Source organism: Galbibacter sp. (genome assembly GCF_048266365.1).
GTDB lineage: Bacteria > Bacteroidota > Bacteroidia > Flavobacteriales > Flavobacteriaceae > Galbibacter.
In genome coordinates this window covers 510,645-528,860 of the sequence record NZ_JBLWZP010000001.1, presented here as the reverse complement: position 1 = coordinate 528,860, position 18,216 = coordinate 510,645, and the positions used below count along the sequence as shown (strand labels likewise).

Here is an 18,216-nt window from a genome sequence, read left to right as displayed (position 1 = left end):
CATTTCGCTCTCCATCTTTGAATTGTCCAGTAATTTTGTGAATTCTATAATTTAATAGTGCTAGCGTAGGAATTGCACAAAATAGATCTGTCCTCATATATATTTTGTTCTTTTTTCAATCAGCTTAATGATTTCTTTAAATTCCTTTTTATCATTCTCTTTCAAGGATTCTATAAATTTCTCGATTCGCTCTTTTGAATTATAGTCCAAATTAAATCCTTTTAATAGATTCATTTCATTTTCTAAACTTCCATTAAATAAGTCTGTTTTCTCTTCCTTTTCTATGCTCAATAATTTTGCAAACCGGCAAAACTGTCCAACTTCAAACTCAACATCTAAAATCAAATTGTATTTTCCTTTTGTCAAAGCTTTTTGCCTATCAATACCTTTAATAGTTCCTACTCCTAATGTTTCAAGATAAACCTTGTCATCTGTTTGAAAGCAATCACTTTCAATTTCTGAAATTGGTTTATACTTCTCATTTTTTAATGCACTTTTAAATTCGGCTCTACTTTCAGAAATCTCAAGTAAGCGAATTGAAATTTCATCCAGGTAATCAACATCTTGAACGTTTTTCCATCTAGACGGAATAATTGATTGACCGTGTAACGCACCAATTAAACCACCTGTAAATGCTGCTATACTGTCTGTGTCAGTTCCAATTGAATTTACAGCTTGTTCGATCCCTTTTAAAGGTTCATTAAAATATTTACAAGCCAAATAAATTCCTGCAATCACTGTAGAAGTTCCTGAACCTTTTGTCTCATTCTTATAACAGCCTAATTTAGACAACACATCAAAATCGGATGAGTTATTATTAATCAATTTATAAGTTGTTCTTAAATATTCTTGAGTTTCATCTACAATGGATTTAAACAAAATTCTAAATGACTCTTTAGAGTTTTTGTTCCATTCTATTTCCCAGCTTTTTAATTTGGGATTATCTAAAAAGTCAATAGAAAATTTTTGATGAATGTCTTTACCTAATTCGGTAAGAAAGTTTGTGTAGTTAAAATTCTCTGGATTAAATCTCAAAATTGTGTCAATAGAATAACCATAAAGCATTGCTCCTAAAATAGCCCTTGGATGTCCGTGAGTTATTATGCTATTCCCAAATATTTCTTCTTTGATTTTGTCAGGTTCACCAAAGTTGGCCAAGGCAATTGGTAGTATTCTCATTGCAGCTCCATTTGCACCACTTTCTCGATAGTCAATTGTTACTTTACCAGCCTTAAATGTAAAAAAATTGTTATTCCATTCTGCCGATTTACGTTCTATTTTCCGAGCTGCATTTTTAATAGTTCTACCTGCACCTCTGGAATAGAGCAACCAATCAGGTAACTCTTTTTTAGCAAAATATTGCTGATCCACAAATCCGTCCTTTTTAATTGAACGAGCTACAGAAAGTAATAATTGAGTGTCATCGGAATATGAACCCGAGTTGAGCTTGTCTATGTATCCGTGAAACCTACCGCCAACATTTTTTTCCCAATCGTGAAAGGAGTTGATGTAATCGGTTCCGAAATTTTTCTTTACTGACCCTTCGCTTTTTTCAAACTCAGTCATCCAACCTAAAGCATCTCCGATAGCCGCAAGCTTTAAACTCCCTTTATATTTAATTTCCGCTTTCATTTCGAGCGATTTGGTGAAAAAATTGCTTTATCAACTTTAAACTTATTGGTGTCGAAAGAAGACATAGCAGCTCTGGCTTCAGCCAATTTCTCTTCAGATTCAAAGCAAACAGATATTATACTATCTGCCGGAATTGAGTTTTTAACTAATATCTCTGCCTGAACATCCGTTGGGTATTTTGGATGAGTTGAATTTCTGGTAAGAGTACGAACACCATTGAAAGTATTTATATTTAGTTGTCCCTGAAATAGCATTTTGAACTTTTCTAAGTCTCCTGAAATCCCAAATTGTCTTTTAGCTGCATTTGAAGCTGCGTTTGTAATTGAGAAAAGAGTTTCGCTATCGTAAATGTGTTTTGGGTTTATTTTAATAATGCACCAATTTATTGTGAAGTCCTCTTTACTTTTTTTTCGAAATTTTGAAAACAAAAAAGTGTTTGGCCCTGATAATGACAAGTTTATATAACTTTTATCATCGTATCTTACATTATCCATGAATTGCACATAGTCCATAACATCAAATTGTTCGATGTCCAAACTTTCTAATTTGTCTCTACTCATTAATTCTTTATTCTCTAAGATGCTAAGTAAGTTGATCGTTGGCGTGAAATGTATGAGGAACTCAATTTCTCTTTTATCTATTTCTTCTTTAAATTCTATGTAATTTGTTTTTAAATTCATATACAAGAGTTAAAATGGTAGGTCATCATCGTATTTGTTAAATGTTCCTTGAGAGGATTGAGAAGAGCTTATATCTTCCAACAAGCCCGCATCAATCTCTTTCAAATAACGTGAAGGATTACTATTATCACTTGAAAACAGGAAAAGTTTATTTCTTGCCCTAGTCATGCAGGTATAAAGCAACCTTCGTTCAGTTGAAATATGAAATTCATCATCCGTTTCAATGAATCCTTGGGGATAAGGAATAATTCCATCATTCAGGTCAAGGATAAATACATTATTAAATTCAAGCCCTTTCACAGATGACATTGTGCAAATCTTCACACTATCATTTCCATAGTTGACGGACAGGTTTGATTTGACTAACTCGGTAGAAAATCCATTTGCATCAAGAAATGCTTTGATTCGCTTCACCCCATTTGTTGACCGATGAAGAACAACAGTACTATTTAGATTATCACTATTATTCAATACAGTGAGTTGGTCGTCAAGGTAGCTCAGTTGCTCATCAAAATCTGAATAGTATGCAATTTTAGGCTTTTCACCTTCTCGAACTGAGTATTCTATTTCAGTAAAGTCTTCATTGTCAGTTTCATTTTCTAACAATGCATTTGCTGCTTTTGCAATTTCTATCGTGTTTCTGTAATTCTTTTTAAAAGCAATAGTTCTCCCACCTCTTACATTAATGCCAACTTCACTCCAAACAAAACCACTTTTAAAAATACGCTGTGCAGCATCAGCAATTATTGACAAACTATTTGTTTCATTATCGACTAAACTCGAAATGGCGAGAATTTGAGCTTTGTTCAAATCTTGAGCTTCATCAATTATTATATGTGTGTAAGGCGGAATAAAATTAGGATCGTTTTGAATTTTTCTCAATGCTAATATTGCATAGTCATCAAAATCAACTTGACCTCTGTTTTTCAATTCATGATTATATTTTTCATAAACCACCCAAATAACCTCTTTGTCAGTTTTTGTAACACGGTCAGACGTGCCTCTTCCTGTTCTTGCAGCTTCAAGATATTCCGATTTGTCTTTAAATAGTTTTCCTTTCATCCAAGAAATTTCTTCTTGAAAAAATTCTGCACTTTTATCTAAAATATTTGAAGTGCTTGATGTCAATCCACTTATGATGTCCTCAATAATTTCAACTTGAGTCCATTGCCGAATTGTTGAGTCAAAAGGAATACCTGCAAAACGAAATGCCCAGCTATGAAAGTTGATGATTTGAACATTTAGTCCATCAGGTGTTTGGGGGGTTATTTCATCTGTATCTTTTTGGTATCCACCATTTATATATGGTTTTATTGCTTTTATGTATGCCGAAAGTGTTTTATTGTATGTAAAAATCACAATTTTAGTTTCCTTGAAAAGATTTGCTTGTGTTTCAAGTAGGTGTTTCGCTCGATAAAGTGCGACCGTAGTTTTTCCACTTCCCGCAACTCCTTTTATTTGAATTGGATTTTTTGGCGGTAGGAATAATACATTTTTCTGTTCCCCTTTTAATGTTATTCTTTTCAGCATTTCAATTCAGTTTAGTTTGGTGTGATAACAAAAATCTGTCCTTCTGCCCCAACAATTATATAAGTCCATAAATATATACATTCAAAAAGCGCATAACTTACGGGAAACCACATATGCAGTGCTTTTTCAAGATATAGGTTTCCACAGTAAAGAATAAAGTTTTGTTGTAAACACTTTAAATCCTGTTGTAAAAGCATGAAAAAAGGCCTATAATGCTTACCTCAAGGAACTGTAACTGTCTTGAAACAACATCACACTGAATATAATCCACTTGCATTTAAACCATCCTCAGTTCAATAAAAATCGTTATCTTTATTTCACTGAGTTTCAGCTTTAAAATTTATGTAGGGCTACCCATTATAGACTTTCGCCGAAGGCCCTATTCATCAAGAAAACAACAAGACAGGAAATTTTTTCCCTAAAAATGCTAGCTAGCTTTAAGCTACCCGGTACCGCATTTTCATGGACAAACTTCAAATCACTCACTGAAGTTCTACTTTTTGTTTTTATAACGAGATCTCGTCAAAGAAAAGTTGGATATGAAAGAGCGAACATTGGAAGCTAAGTTATTGAAAAGAAGCAATGCTGTCATTGCCGAAATTGAGTAACCGGAAAACCTGAAGAAAGAAGTAGGCCTGTGCGAAAAGCAAAGCCACTATTATAAATTCTAATATTTTGAACTATGTACATCGATAATCTCTTTACCGCTCTTCTTACTATTGGCCTTATCAGTATGCTATTCTACGGATTGTACCAAGTCTCTAAATATGCCTTTTTTCTTAACAATCTTCTACTCCTGGCAGTAGCGCTTCTTCTTCAATATTGGAACGATATGGCTTTGGTATTACTGACTGTGGTCTGCCCACTTTTGTTGATTAATACGGTCTTTTATGCTTTCTTACATAAAACTGAAAGATCAAAAAACGCAGACCATCGATATCAAATCAATTTTGTAACGACCAAAGGAAACTTTAAACTGGATAACATTAAACGCGGTGCATCTGTAATTGGTTCTGCAGGGAGTGGAAAAACAGAAAGCGTCGTGTACGGTTTCTTAAAGCATTTCAAAAAGGAAAACTTTTGTGGAATCATCCACGACTATAAAGATTTTGAACTGACAGAAATGGCATATCCCCTCTTTAAGGATGGCCAAATTCCATTTAAAGTCATTTCCTTTGATAAAATCACCCATCGGGTAAATCCCATCGCTCCACGATATTTAGAGAATGAGGAGAGCGTAAACGAAGTTTCACGGGTACTTATTGAGAACCTATTGGAGCACCGGGAATCCGGTTCAACAGGAACCTCCAAATTTTTCAATGATGCTGCAGAAGGATTAATAGGTGGCCTGATTTGGAAACTTAAAACAAGCTATCCACTGTTCTGCACCCTCCCCCATTTGATTGCCATTTATCAATATCTGGATACCGATAGTCTGATACAGTTTCTGGAAACCAATACCACATCAAGAGCTATGGCAGACGCCTTTATCAGTGGAAAGGATTCCGAGAAACAAACAGCAGGAGTCAAAAGTACCTTGGCCAATGCATTAAAACGCATCAGTACACAACGAATCTTTATGGCTCTATCCGCGGATGAAGTGCCGTTAAATATTAATAGTAGCGAAAATCCATACATAATTTCTGTAGTGAATAACCCCAAATATGAAACTTCGTATTCACCGATCATAGCTACCATCATCCACACGATTACCAAGCAAATGAGTGTGCGGGATTCTGAACCGTCATTCTTACTGATGGAAGAAGCCCCAACGATTCGCTTATTAAATATGCACCGTATTCCTGCCACCCTTAGAAGTTATGATATCTCCACAGTATATGTAATGCAGGACAAGATTCAAAACGACATGATGTATGGAGATAAGGCAAGCAAGGCGATATTAAGCAATCTTTCCTATCAATTTTTCGGAAAGGTCAACGACCCGGACACCGCAAAATATTACGAACGTTTTTTTGAGATTGTCAAGGATCCAACCAAAAGTGTAAACCGCGGATATAACCTTGATTTTGATACGCGTATAACCACCGGGGAAAAGGAAATTCCTAAAGTTAGAGCCAATGTCTTTTTCAGGTTAAAACAAGGTGAATTTATCACCTATGCCGATGGAAAGGACAAGAAAGTTCAGTTTAAATTAGATACTATTCAAAAGGAGATACCGGAAGAATCCAGGCAGTTTTCCAAAACTGATTGGGAAGCTAATTTTGAGAGGATTTATGAGGAGGTGAGGTCAATATTTAAATAATCTTCCGAATGAGAAATATTGGTGATATATTAAAGGAGGCTGATTTTTAAATTAAGGTAGTAACGTTTTTGCTTACTGATAAGCAAAAAAAGCGGTACAGGTAAATAGCACAATGGCATTCTGGCAAATAAGTAAACGGATTAATGGAGAAATTAAGAAAAATAAACCCGCAGAGCACGGAAAAATATGGGCAAAGCTTTGGAACTCGAAATTTAATAAGGATGATGCAATTAGTGGGAGAGAATCTTGAAACCTTCTTTAAAAGCCTTTATGGCTAATATAAACTTGAGCGTTTATTATCTCAAATATTTGCCACTAACGCTAAATAGTGGTAATAATTAGATTTCATATTCTTGCCACTTTTTTTGGGCAACGCTAGAGCCTAACAAGTACTGAGGCAATACCGGGTTGATGAGATGGAGACGTTTAAACTGCTTTTCTTCTTTAGATTTGAACAAAACGTTATCATGATTAATTCGAAAGTATGCCATTAAAAGGGCATTAGTTGTTTACGTTTTGTATTTTATCCTTGGTTCTTTATGCTTTTCGGATATGATGTTCAGTAGCTTCAAGGAGGAGTCTGCGTCTGCGATTACAAGTCTGTTTTTCGTCAGGTCAATTTTTCTATGTCGCTCAAAATATCCTTTTCAGTCAGGTGTGAAATCGGAACTTTGTTTTTTGAAAGTTCATTTTCAAATTCAAGCCTTGACAAACCAGAGAGTTGAGCAGCTTTCCCAATAGTAAGTTTTTCCAGTTTATATAGCTGAATAGCCAACGATATTTTAATACGCTCCTTTAAATCATTTTCAGATTCGTTGAGAGCCAAAAGGATATCGTTTGGAAAATCTATGGATATTGTTTGAAAGCTCATTTTCATTGTTTTACTTCAAATTTAATTATTTTAAGGTAAGTTTATTTTAGTTATGCTGTTTTTCCAGACTTCCGTACTGGGACTTCCAAGTTAAACTCCGATTAAGGATGCATAATATTCTTGCTTCTCTGTAAGTCGTTCTAATTTTTTGATCTTAGTGTTCTAATTAGGAACATCAAATGTTATTCCCTCTAAGACACTGAAAACATTGGGTTTATCTCCTTAAATTATTTGGTCACTAACTCCGTTACTAGCTCCGTTACAAAAAGCAATAATATCTTCTAAAGCATTGGATATACTGGCATTGGCTCCATTACCTACTTGGTCACTTACTTAGTCACTTCTGGCAGTTATTGGATGAATGGGAAGTCAAGATTTGAGCGTTTACATTGCTCCCACCCATTTAATTTGGGTTGTTGATAAACCGATGCGATATTTTAAGTTTAATATTCCGCTGACCATCTTGTTCATTTAATACTAAAACGACCCTTCGATCCTTAGCTATTGAGAACTTCGGCATCACATAGACCAATTGGACCGCTTGATTTGCTTTGATTTTTGAAGGAAAATGATGCTTGTAAACAGGATCTCTGTATAACCGTTGTAAAGACTTCTTCTTGCCTTTTTTCTTGGTCTCAGTATAAAGGTTCAAGTAATTTAAATCATAATCCAGCGTAGAATGATTCTCAATCCGGATAACAAAGTAGAGCTCCTCTTTGTCAAAAAAAATGTTCTCAACACGCATAACAATACCCTCACTCTGCTTTTTAAGACTACCTATGCCTTGTTTAGACTTAAGTAGTAAAGAGCAGAACTTTTGGTAATAATAAATTTTGTTGTCGTTATCCGTTTTAGGTGCCACCGCCTGAACTGAATCCTTCACAATCGGCCTTTCATTCCCAATACTACTTGATATTGGAATAAAATAATTAAGCTTTGAGAGCTGTTTTTTATATTTTACAATATACGAGAAAACCGAACCATCAATATTGACCACCAACAGATTACTTTCTTCTCCGGGAGTTGCTTGAAGCAATCCAAAATACTGTTGCTTTTCCCGATTGTAAGAAAACACAAAGTTAGCCGAACCGGTTATACCTTGCTTAATAGGCTCAGGAAAGAAGATGGCTACATTCTTTTGCTCATTGGCATATATGGTATCAAGTTTAAAAGATGTTTGTGCACAGCTTAGATCTGTGGCAAACAGGAATATTGCGATAAAAATAAAATTTTTCATAATAGCGTGTTTAAAAAGTGAAGGATGTCTATAATTTAGGTTTCAGTATAAGTCTGTAATTGTCAAGTACAGTAACCTTGATGTTTCGGTTATTGCGTTGGAATATCTTTTTAAAACCGCCTATTTGCGGTACACCGGCTATATTGATATCATCGACCATATCTCCGATGATCTCGCTTGAAACTTCTGCCCGAAAATTGTTCTCTACATAAATCCCTTCACTTCTATCTTGAAAGTCAAAGGCTTTTAATTGAGTTGGAAGATTTTGGATGTTCTCTATGGTTATCAAAACCCGATTGGGCTGAAACCTTATAAAGCCAAAAATAGGAGTGTTTTTGGGTAGTAGTTTTCCGTTGATGGTAGCCGCCTTGCTAAGGCGCATTCGCAACCTGGAATTGGCCTTTACAACCTGATTACCATCTACAACTGCATAGATCATTGTATCTGTATCACCGGTAGCAGAAACAACATTTTCTTTCGGATCGGAAGCAAAAAATAACTGATGTTCCAACCCTAATTCCTTAGCCTCAATTTTTAGCGCTCTTTTGATTTTGGCAGTGTCAACTTTTGCCGCTTTCTTTTGACTATTTTTTTTCACTCCAAAATTTTGATACCGTTTTTCCGAGTACCTAATTCTTGCCGAATCATAGATGCTATCAACAATCCGCTGTTTTTGGAGTTCTGGCAAGTCAGGATCATAGTAACCGAGATCATCGATCAGCTTTTCATCATAAACACTTGGCATATTAGCCTCTCGCGCTTGTTTGAGATCGTTTATGGCATCCAGTTTTGAATCATATTCCTTCGGATCCTCTTTGAGCTCGGGAACCGATGTTCCTTTTAGATTTGTCTTCTCACTTTTATCAGCACCCATTACCATTATGGAATAAGAGATCAGAAAAATGACCACTACGGCAATAACCGCCGCAAACACTATTTTATTCTTTTCTATTTTCATCAGTTATTTTTTTTAGCGTATTCTCGAAATAATCAGTAACCAGTAATCCATGTGGATTATTTGGAAAATTACGATCCACGGTGATCAGCTTTCCTGAGGATACCAATTCATAGGTATCTGTAACCAAGCCGCGCTTGATTTCAAAAACGGTATGCGTTCTAAATTCATAGGTTCCATTTTGCTGTTGGATCCGTGAATCACTACTAAGCACCTTTTGAACCAGGGAGTATTGTAAAAGACGATTATAGACCCCTTCGGCCTTTTTCTGACGATAGAGGTCACTTACAGAACTATCCGCTAGCCAAAGTGCCTTTTCCAGGTTCTTTTCATAGTTGGCTGCATCAATGGTGTAGAAATAGTTGTGAAACAGTTCTAGGTGTGCCAGTGCTTCAACTTCAAAATTCTCCTTCTGAGTGACGAGTTTCAATGGAATAATACTCCCATCGGTGCTAACGGCGAAGGCATTATTAAGTGAGTTCTTATGCATTGTAAAAGCCAACCACAACGCAAAGATGCTGCATACTAAAGAGCAAATGACCACTGTATAGACAATGAATCTATTTAGTCTTAAAACTTGATAAATATTTTTATATGGCATTCTCATATCATTATGATTTAATGGGTAAACAATCGAAGGGTAAATGAAGTCGCACGTTTGTAGAGTTTAAATTTCAACAGGACTATAAAACTTACCGAACAGAGCTGCACTACCGGGGCAAAAAAGCCTTCTCCGGCATCCGACCCGAAAAGGTCGGTCCAGAAGTTGGTAGTGAGTTCTCTATAGAGCGCATTTACAAATACATTGACTAGAAAAAAAGCAGGCACCAACATATAAACCGCAGCATACAGCTTAAAAAAGGTATAGGCCAGAGAGCGGAACTTTTCAAATACCGCAAGACTTATGACCAACGGAAAAAACGCCTGCATGATCCCAAGTAAAAAATAGCGTTCCGCTAAAAACAAGGGATAAATAAAAAGATCTAAAATCCATAGGATCATACCTAGGGTAAAAGCAACGATTTTAAAACCATAAAGCGGCGTGACTAAGGCTTCATATAAAAGCGTCATTGCCGCATGGGCTACCTTAATCACATTCACATCTTCCTCTATGGGAATATCCTGCATCTTTAAGGGGAGTAATGCCGGTGCTGTGGCCCTGTATTGTCCTTCAATGGACACCAGAATGCTGTCAAAAAATCCCAGAACCTGAGTCGAAAATATGACCAGGAGAACAACAGTAAAATTTTTAGCCAGTTCTCCCGGACTAAGGCCCCATGTATAACCATCCCGTTCAGCAACCCCCTCACTATATTTTTTTAGAATATTGATCAGGAAAAATAACACCGCAAGCGTTTTCATTCCGGCAATTGTATATTGCGAAAAGTCGCTGTTTTGGATGGTCTGAAATACAGTATCTATATATTCCAGTCCTATGCCTAGAACAATGGTAGCTGTCATCTTTAGTAGTTTGTTTGGCGGTTATTGATTTTATCTTGCATTTTCCTAAAAGAAATAATGTCCCGGTACCGTTTGGTTTTCACCTGTATGTTTGATACCATTTCCTTTGACTCTGACTCTTTTTGCTTTAAAATTTCGGCGCGTTCGGCATCACTCATTTTAAGATAGTCACTGGAGAGAATTTGATCTATAAAATCCATGGTATCCAAGGAATTCTCCACAATAGCGCTAAAGGATTCCGATACCCTGGCCACTTCATCCGGTTTAATAAAGGGGGAGTTTAAAATGTTTTTTAAGTCATTTCGCATTATAGCAATAAGGCGTGCGTTGCTTCTTCCGATTTCTTGCACCGCTTTTAATTGCTTTATAACTGCATTAACCTTTTCCAGATTCTCTTTTTGCTGTTTTAAAAATTCAACAGTTCGAATAAGCTGTGAAGTTTGCTTGGCAGATTCTACCAATGATTTTACCAGGCTTACAAAATTGGTATTGTCATACACCGGCATTCCCTGGCACGTAGCACGTGCAGGCAAAAAAAGAATGATTGCTGTTGCAACGATTAGGATTTTTGTTTTACTCATTACTAAATATTTGTTTTGGTATTCGTGAATCTTCGATTTCATGAGACTATGATTTAGATGTAAATTGAAGGATTGCTTTTTCCATATCCCCATGCCGGTTGTAGAACTCCATTATTTCTTGGTTTTCCCTGCCATCAGTCAAATAAGCAGCATATACCGCTTTGGGAACTTCCAGACGAAAAATATTGCTGTGTTTTCCGATCTTGATAAACATTTCTGTGTACTTACGGGGTCCAGAAAGGTTATTTTTGATAGACTTTAATTGATTCAGGTCGTGGCTGGAGAGGTTTAATCTTTTGACCAATTGGTCATAACCCTTTTCATTGTATAGACTATAGATGATTTGTGTGTTTTCCAGTATACTGGCAGATGTACTGTTTTGCGGCAGTTGATTGATGGATTGCAGTACAATCCCAATAGCACCGTTTTGCTTTCGAATCGCTTGGTAGTAGAACTCTACACTTTCAAGGACATTATCAAATTTCAGCTGTTTGGCGAACTCATCGAATAAAATAATTCCCTTTTCAGAACGGTTCCGCCAAATCGTTCGCTGAATGGCCGATTTAATTAACTTCAACATCACGGACAGAATTTCCTTGTTATCCTGCACCTGGTCCAATTCAAACACGATTAATCGCTTGTCCTCGATCTTATAGGTTTGGTCTTGTCCCTCGCTAAACAAAAAGCTGTAAAGACCACCTTCCACATATTCTGAAAGAATGTGCAAAAAATCATAACAACTAAAGTCTTCTTCTCGGATACCTAAGTCTTGAATCAAGCTGTCTTTAGCATCCTTTATAAATGCATATAGAGACGCTAAGCAATGCTGATCCCCTATTTGTCTATAGTAATGCAACAACACCTTTTTCATGGCGACTTCCTTTCCCTTGGAAACAGAATTGCCTTCGGCCAAGAGTTCCAACAGGAACATGGATAAGTCTTCCAAACGCTCCGGGCTAAGGTCATCTTCATTAGAAATATAAAAAGGGTTGATGCCAAGGTTTTTCCCTTGCTCATATCGTAAGATAGTATGGTCATCAGGATAGAGTTTAGCGAATTTCGAGTAGGATCCCCCAAGGTCAATGACCACCAATCTCACCCCGGATTCAAAATACTGCCTAAGGATGTTATTGGCTAAAAAGGATTTCCCTTCACCCGTGGGGGCGAAAATGGCAAAGTTGCGTGCCTTGATACGTTTCTTTTGTTCATCCCATAAATCCTTTAAAACAGGTATGTTATGTTCACGGTCATTGAAGATAATCCCAGTGGTATCTGATGCATAATTAGTATTGTTGAGAAGGAGGCACAATGCATGTTTTAAATCTGTCACATAGAGATCTTCATCTGAAAAATTACTAGAAAAACAGCAATAGCTGTTCAAGATATAATTCTTCCGCTCCTCCCCTCTCGGGTAATATGGAATCATATCCAGTTCCTTAAATTCGGCCTTGATCCTGGAGGTAATTTTATCCAAATTATTGGCCTGTTTAGACCAATAGACGATGTTCAGATGACCACGAACAATTCGGGCGTTATCATCCCCATTGATCCGATCAAGTATGTGCTGAATTTTTCCAAGAACCACCTTGTTCTGAGATCCGAAATTGGAACTTTTTTCAAGCTCCTCAATTTTCTTATCCAATAGCTTACGCCATTTGTGTTTATCATCCAAATAGAGAATTTGGTTGACCATATGATTCTCATTTAGCGTAAGCCCTATACCATCAATAAACCCCTGATGAAACACAAAATCGTCCGAAGTGAATCTATCATTGGTTTTGCTACTCTGTACACTTTCGCCAAAGCACAGTTCGCTATTGATGGCTAGGGCATCAAAATAATTCTCACCTATTGTGACATTCTTTTTCTCAAGGAGCATATCGGTATCCAACCCTTCATTAAAGCCATTGAAGTAACCCATAGTCAAGCTTTCTATACCACTGGAATCAAGTAGTGTAAATTCCATTTTTCGCCCATTATTGATAAAGGCAACTGAATCATGCACTGCACCGATAAAAGACTTTATCTCTTCATCCATTTGCGGGACAATTCCTTTGGAGATCTTGCGAAAAGGATTCACGTATTTAGGATTATGGAATTCCTTGTTTTTGGTTAAAACAAAAAACAGGTAACAGCTGTGCTGCATATACTCACGGCCCTTAAAATGGTTATGGGTGGCCTTCTCCAAAAAAGTTGTATTGGGGAGCTCATGAGAGGTATAGGATTTCTTTAAATAAACATCCTGCTTGTGCACTACAGTGCCAACGGGTAAGGTCTTTAAAGCTTGAAACCAAACACCGTGTATATCTTCAAAATCCTTTTCGGATAATGAATATATTTCAGGCAAATTGCCTTTATAGCACAGCACCACATTACCGTTGTTGGCAAAAATGATATTGTCTTGAATATCCACAATGGGTTTGTATGTCGAAAAGTTAATTTTATTCATAATTGATGGTTGAATTTCTTTTGTTAGTGATAATCTTAGGGAAGGCCCCTTTTATCTGAAACAGCTGCGGATGATTCGTAATTCGTAATAAGGATAGATACAACCCGCAGTTAAATAGTAGTATGCCTATGATTATTCCGAAACTAAAGGAAAAGATCATGACCAATAATGAGGCTATGATAGAAACCATCATTAGGGCAAACAGGGAAATGGGCAGTGAGAAAATCATCGCTCGCTTCCTGATGTTCCTATAGACTTCGAATCGCTTCATTAGACTACGATTCCAATGAGGTATGTAAAAATACCAACAACGGCACCTGCAATGAGAACAAATACCAGTACGCGTGTAATTCCTTTTTTCAGATCAGCGTTCTCACCAAAGAAATGTCCTGCATTGAAAAGGAAGCCGATAAGGAATATGACCCCCAATATGATTGGAAAAATGGTTCGAATAGTGTTGGAAACATCGTTAACGGAATCTTCAATTCCGCCAATTTGTGCAAAAAGCGATGTGGAGAGCAAGGACAGAAATGTTGTCAAAAAAAGTGATTTCTTCATAATATTAAAGCTTTTGGTTTTGGTTATTCATCTTGTTATAAATTTACATATATTCGTATACAAACTACTGTAAATCAATAATTTATGAAAAAAATTATATTTGAATCAGTTTGTGTTAAATTGATATCATCCGGCATTAAATTCTATGATTATTAAGAATGAAGTACCCCTTAAACTGAAAAACGAATATGAAAAAAGCAGTCAAAAACGTCAGTTTTATCTTTTTGCTCCTAAAAATGTGCTTCATTTTTAGCCAAGAAGGATCTATTCAAAAAAGAATTGTTTTAGATCCCGGTCATGGTGGAAAAGACTTTGGTGCTATCGCCATAAATGGTCTTAAAGAGAAAGATCTTGTCTTGGATGTTGCCCTGGAAATCATAAAGCTTAATGCACAGTCGGAAACACCATTGGATATTTATTTAACCCGTTATAATGACACCCTTATTTCATTATCAGATAGAACAAAATTGGCCCGGGCGCTGAAAGCGGATTTGTTTATATCCCTGCATTGTAATGATGCCTTAAACTCCAATGCCAGAGGAATCGAGGTATACACTTCCAGGAGTGTCTTCGGTTTCTCAGATTCTTCTGTTTGGTTTGCTTACCGCTTACAGAAAAATATTAAAAGGCAACTAGGGTTTGAGAGTCGAGGCGTGAAGTTTGCGGATTTTCAGGTAATACGGGAGGTCAATGGTTTATGTCCTGTAGTACTTTTGGAATTAGGCTTCTTAAGCAACGCCGATGAGCGTAGTTATCTAGTAGAAAAACAGCATATGGAGCGTATTGCTTCAGTCCTATTATCATCCATTATAAATCATTAGTAATATGAGAGATCTTTTTTTAGCCTTAACAAAGAGTATAAAAGCCATTATTGTGCAATATATAAAGCAAGCCGGCGCGCTTTATAAATATTTCAGAAGTTGAATAATTTCCTTTAGTCACCAACTTTTGATCAGGGGCAATTAGGTTATATAATTCCAGAGTTTGACTGTTAAAAAGGAATAATTACGGCCTTCAGGTGCTAAAGAATCAAATACCAAAGCTTCAAGGTCAAAAGCTTCATGTTTTAAAGTATTTAAATTTGCGGTGAGGTGGGTGTGTATTTTGAGCCCCGGTTTAAAGCTAAAGCTTAAAACGGGAAAGCGGTACTTTATTCATTTATGCTAATACACGTCTGGTTTTTTGAGATCTCTAACGTAAAAGTCTAAAATTAAGGCTCTACGTTAGAGATCCTTATTGCAATAGAATTTACTTTTAACAATTTCTTCCAAGGCGTTAAATCTCATAGCACTGAAATTAAAGCCTTCATTTCGGCAGTGGTCTATCCGATTAGAAATTCTCAAAAGTTGTACTGCATCTTTGAATCAGATTTCTGACTTTACTTTGCGCTTTTTATGCACGCGATTCATCTCCATGACTTTTTGAATCTGATTGACCTCATAATAAATAGTCCCACCGATTTTTGTGTAAGGTAAGGTTCCATTTATCCTTAAATTCTGAAGTGTTCCGGGACTTATACCAAGTAGGTCCATGACCTCAAACGACTTAAGGTACATCAAAGGTTTCTCAAGGTTTCGATTGGCGATTAAACGATTGCAATAGTCGCGCATTTCCTTTTTAAATTTTTCAAAATCTTCTAAAGTAATTGTTTTCGTCATCATACTAAGGTTTATATGAATAGCGCCAATCACAAGGAATTATTTAATGTGACGGCCCTATTCGGGTTAAATATTTGTTCTACTAATTTGTGAGGAATTAGCTGCTTTTAATTATGTGTCGTCAATTTTTTAAAGGCTCAGAATTGTAATACTCTTCACTGATAAAGATCTCCAATGAAACAAAAAAAGTAAACAGTGCAAGTATAACTTTTTGATGCACCCTACACGAAGAATTTTTACGTGTGGTGTATCAACAGGTTACAATTACAAATCAGGGTTAAAAATATTTAAAACCCGATTTATAAAGAAAGACTAAGGATTTAAGGTGGTTTTCGCCGATGAGTGGCTTACGCTTTTGAACTGTTCTAATACTGTCTTTGTGTTACTGACATAAATTAATGATGCAGCTGTAATAAGAATTAATACAATAAAGGCTATAATAACCCGGTTGGTATATGCCTCTGCCCTTTTAACAAGCCATTCCAGTCGAGTGTAAAACCGATCCTGATTTTCGCGATGTCTTTCCAAATGGGCATGATAGTCGCCCAATTCGGATTTGAGTTCATCTAAATCGATAGACACCTTTATATTTTTCATGTTTTCATTGATGGTCTCGAGTCTCTTTACATCGCCTTGGAACCTTTCCATTTCAAAGGTCAGTAATTCCAAATGTTCCTTAATTCTTGTCATAATTAAATGCTTTTAAATTTCTATTCCGGTAGAGATGGTATGTTTTATAGTGTTTGTGGCTATTTGTTTTGCAATACTCCGTGCTAAGCTCGCTGCTATGGGAATGATTGTTTGTGAAATTTTAACAGCTGAAATATTCCTTGACCCACTCAAGGATTTACCATAGAGTTGTTTGGCCAAGTTTCCTGCTTCCATGGTCCGGTGGATACTGCTTCCTTTAAGGTTATAACCCTTATATGCAAAACGAAAGCCTTGAAGGTTCCCGGCCTTATTAATACTTGGAATGACCTTGACACCACTGGTTTTCATATCCTTTATATAGCGATCGAAGGTTTTAGGTCGAAAGCGCTTCATGATACTATCGTGCTTGTTCTTGATTTCTACACGTATGAGGGCGAGTTTATCAAGCTTTTCCTGTACAACTTCTTTTATGGTCTTCAAATTCATCTGTTTTGCGACCTCTATTGCCGCAAGTTGGCTACGATTGCTGATAAAGCCTACATGATAAGCATTGCCCTTGAAATCTATTCGGTTTATGTAGAGGTGGATATGAAGGTGCGCCTTGTCTCTATGTACGAAACCTATGCCCTGCCTGTCTCCAAGTTTCATTTGACTTATAAACAGTCTACATATTTTCCCAAGATCCTCATTGCTCAATTTTTTTCCATCCTCAATAGTCGGACTGAGAATAAACGACAAGTTTTTTCTATGACAGTTCACATTCAGATTCTGAATAAAGCGAAATTCTCGGCTAATCTCGATGGGGTTTTCCCCTACCAGGTTTTGTCGAAAAACAACGTCCGCATTTTTTTCTTGGTTCCATCCGTATGCTATGGTGGACGCTGCTTGTAAAATACTATGTCCTTTTCCTATCATTTGGTTATATTTAGTAAGAGTGCTTTAATCTCCCCGGCAAGTCGGTTCACGCCTTTAGTAAACTTTGGGTCTTTTTCGCCAACCAGGTATGCTGCTGACTTTAAATTGTTATGGTACAACACCAGGTTTTTATAGATTTCAATATGCTGATCGGACATGCGTTCTTTTACCTCTACCCGAAATACAGCCCTGCGAAATAACTCACTCACACTAAGCCCGCTGCGTTTAGCGATGAGCTTTAAAAGCTTTTTCTCGTACGCTGAGCATCCGATACGAAAGGATTGATTTCTGTTTTTAGAAAGTCGCTTTTTCTTAGTATGATTTTCCTTGGCCGCTACCGGTACACTGGGCATATCCAACACGGAATTGTCATTATCAAATTCAGGGGTTATGGTGTCATTTTCCCTTAGAACCTCCGATGAGAGTTGTAATTTGATTTTGTTAGGTATTGGCTTTCGCTCCACCACTAAACCGTCTTTTTTCCTGTTATCATAATCTAATTCCATTACATCAAATTTTAAGTTGTATTTAAATCTAGAAGGGGCTGTGGAAAATTCTTTTCCTAATTGAGACCAATGGTTCTATAAACTTTAGAATAGAATGTCATTGGACTTGTTTTGAAGATTAATAATGAACAAATCACTTTGCTGCGGTACCGTAAAAATCTTGTAATAAATTTAAAAACAAACTTGGAATGATCTTAAAATAAAGTGATTTACTTATTAACAGGAATTTGATTTACAAACATTTAAACACAAATAGCACCAAATGATAT

At 36.5% G+C, this 18,216-nt stretch carries 18 protein-coding genes; 3 read left to right on the top strand and 15 right to left on the bottom strand.

Going from position 1 to position 18,216, the window contains the following annotated elements; translation table 11 throughout:
- Positions 1 to 93: 93 nt before the first annotated feature.
- From ACN0TV_RS02300 to ACN0TV_RS02290, 3 genes are read right to left on the bottom strand one after another with little or no spacing between them, the layout of a single operon-like run.
- Positions 94 to 1,632, bottom strand: a complete 1,539-nt coding sequence (locus ACN0TV_RS02300; RefSeq protein ID WP_417359706.1) for an ADP-ribosylglycohydrolase family protein — start codon at positions 1,630 to 1,632, stop codon at positions 94 to 96.
- The gene (locus tag ACN0TV_RS02295; RefSeq protein WP_417359704.1) at positions 1,629 to 2,312 is read right to left on the bottom strand and encodes a DarT ssDNA thymidine ADP-ribosyltransferase family protein; all 684 of its coding nucleotides are present in this window, start codon (positions 2,310 to 2,312) and stop codon (positions 1,629 to 1,631) included. The genes ACN0TV_RS02300 and ACN0TV_RS02295 overlap by 4 nt, the downstream gene beginning before the upstream one ends.
- 9 nt (positions 2,313 to 2,321) lie before the next feature.
- On the bottom strand, positions 2,322 to 3,842 hold the full coding sequence (locus ACN0TV_RS02290; RefSeq protein ID WP_417359702.1) for a 3'-5' exonuclease: 1,521 nt from the start codon (positions 3,840 to 3,842) through the stop codon (positions 2,322 to 2,324).
- A gap of 682 nt (positions 3,843 to 4,524) precedes the next feature.
- Here ACN0TV_RS02290 and ACN0TV_RS02285 point away from each other — a divergent pair.
- Positions 4,525 to 6,105, top strand: coding sequence for a type IV secretory system conjugative DNA transfer family protein (locus ACN0TV_RS02285; RefSeq protein WP_417359700.1), 1,581 nt, complete (start codon positions 4,525 to 4,527; stop codon positions 6,103 to 6,105).
- Positions 6,106 to 6,715: 610 nt separating this feature from the next.
- Here ACN0TV_RS02285 and ACN0TV_RS02280 read toward each other — a convergent pair.
- From ACN0TV_RS02280 to ACN0TV_RS02250, 7 genes are all read right to left on the bottom strand, one after another.
- Positions 6,716 to 6,976 carry a UPF0175 family protein gene (locus tag ACN0TV_RS02280; protein WP_417359698.1) on the bottom strand — a complete coding sequence of 87 codons (261 nt, stop codon included), beginning with the start codon at positions 6,974 to 6,976 and terminating at the stop codon, positions 6,716 to 6,718.
- A gap of 403 nt (positions 6,977 to 7,379) precedes the next feature.
- Positions 7,380 to 8,213, bottom strand: a complete 834-nt coding sequence (locus ACN0TV_RS02275) for a DUF4138 domain-containing protein (RefSeq protein ID WP_417359697.1) — start codon at positions 8,211 to 8,213, stop codon at positions 7,380 to 7,382.
- 28 nt (positions 8,214 to 8,241) lie between these two features.
- On the bottom strand, positions 8,242 to 9,171 hold the full coding sequence (gene traM, locus ACN0TV_RS02270) for a conjugative transposon protein TraM (protein WP_417359695.1): 930 nt from the start codon (positions 9,169 to 9,171) through the stop codon (positions 8,242 to 8,244).
- Positions 9,152 to 9,775 (bottom strand): conjugal transfer protein TraK, encoded by a 624-nt coding sequence (locus ACN0TV_RS02265; RefSeq protein WP_417359693.1) that lies wholly within the window; start codon positions 9,773 to 9,775, stop codon positions 9,152 to 9,154. The genes traM and ACN0TV_RS02265 overlap by 20 nt, the downstream gene beginning before the upstream one ends.
- 11 nt (positions 9,776 to 9,786) lie before the next feature.
- Positions 9,787 to 10,629: a hypothetical protein gene (locus tag ACN0TV_RS02260; protein WP_417359691.1), complete on the bottom strand. Its 843-nt coding sequence runs from the start codon at positions 10,627 to 10,629 to the stop codon at positions 9,787 to 9,789.
- A gap of 2 nt (positions 10,630 to 10,631) precedes the next feature.
- Positions 10,632 to 11,210 (bottom strand): conjugal transfer protein, encoded by a 579-nt coding sequence (locus tag ACN0TV_RS02255; protein ID WP_417359689.1) that lies wholly within the window; start codon positions 11,208 to 11,210, stop codon positions 10,632 to 10,634.
- Between the two features lie 46 nt (positions 11,211 to 11,256).
- Positions 11,257 to 13,659 (bottom strand): TraG family conjugative transposon ATPase, encoded by a 2,403-nt coding sequence (locus ACN0TV_RS02250; RefSeq protein ID WP_417359688.1) that lies wholly within the window; start codon positions 13,657 to 13,659, stop codon positions 11,257 to 11,259.
- Between the two features lie 128 nt (positions 13,660 to 13,787).
- Here ACN0TV_RS02250 and ACN0TV_RS02245 point away from each other — a divergent pair, with 128 nt between their 5' ends.
- Complete coding sequence (locus tag ACN0TV_RS02245) at positions 13,788 to 13,913, top strand: hypothetical protein (RefSeq protein WP_417359686.1); 126 nt, start codon at positions 13,788 to 13,790, stop codon at positions 13,911 to 13,913.
- 16 nt (positions 13,914 to 13,929) lie between these two features.
- Here the strand turns inward: ACN0TV_RS02245 and ACN0TV_RS02240 are convergent, their stop codons facing one another.
- On the bottom strand, positions 13,930 to 14,217 hold the full coding sequence (locus tag ACN0TV_RS02240; protein WP_417359684.1) for a hypothetical protein: 288 nt from the start codon (positions 14,215 to 14,217) through the stop codon (positions 13,930 to 13,932).
- Between the two features lie 188 nt (positions 14,218 to 14,405).
- On the opposite strand from ACN0TV_RS02240, the gene ACN0TV_RS02235 reads away from it, so the two are divergent.
- A complete protein-coding gene (locus ACN0TV_RS02235; RefSeq protein WP_417359682.1) occupies positions 14,406 to 15,038 on the top strand; it encodes an N-acetylmuramoyl-L-alanine amidase family protein in 633 nt (210 codons plus the stop codon).
- A gap of 543 nt (positions 15,039 to 15,581) precedes the next feature.
- On the opposite strand, the gene ACN0TV_RS02230 is transcribed toward ACN0TV_RS02235, so the two are convergent.
- The 4 genes from ACN0TV_RS02230 to ACN0TV_RS02215 form a co-directional block, all read right to left on the bottom strand.
- Entirely contained in the window at positions 15,582 to 15,878 is a 297-nt protein-coding gene (locus ACN0TV_RS02230) for a helix-turn-helix domain-containing protein (RefSeq protein ID WP_417359681.1), read from the bottom strand.
- 309 nt (positions 15,879 to 16,187) lie between these two features.
- Entirely contained in the window at positions 16,188 to 16,565 is a 378-nt protein-coding gene (locus tag ACN0TV_RS02225; RefSeq protein ID WP_417359680.1) for a DUF6730 family protein, read from the bottom strand.
- A 12-nt stretch (positions 16,566 to 16,577) separates the two neighbouring features.
- Positions 16,578 to 17,441 carry a relaxase/mobilization nuclease domain-containing protein gene (locus ACN0TV_RS02220; protein WP_417359678.1) on the bottom strand — a complete coding sequence of 288 codons (864 nt, stop codon included), beginning with the start codon at positions 17,439 to 17,441 and terminating at the stop codon, positions 16,578 to 16,580.
- Complete coding sequence (locus ACN0TV_RS02215; RefSeq protein ID WP_417359676.1) at positions 17,438 to 17,947, bottom strand: plasmid mobilization protein; 510 nt, start codon at positions 17,945 to 17,947, stop codon at positions 17,438 to 17,440. The genes ACN0TV_RS02220 and ACN0TV_RS02215 overlap by 4 nt, the downstream gene beginning before the upstream one ends.
- Positions 17,948 to 18,216: the final 269 nt, after the last annotated feature.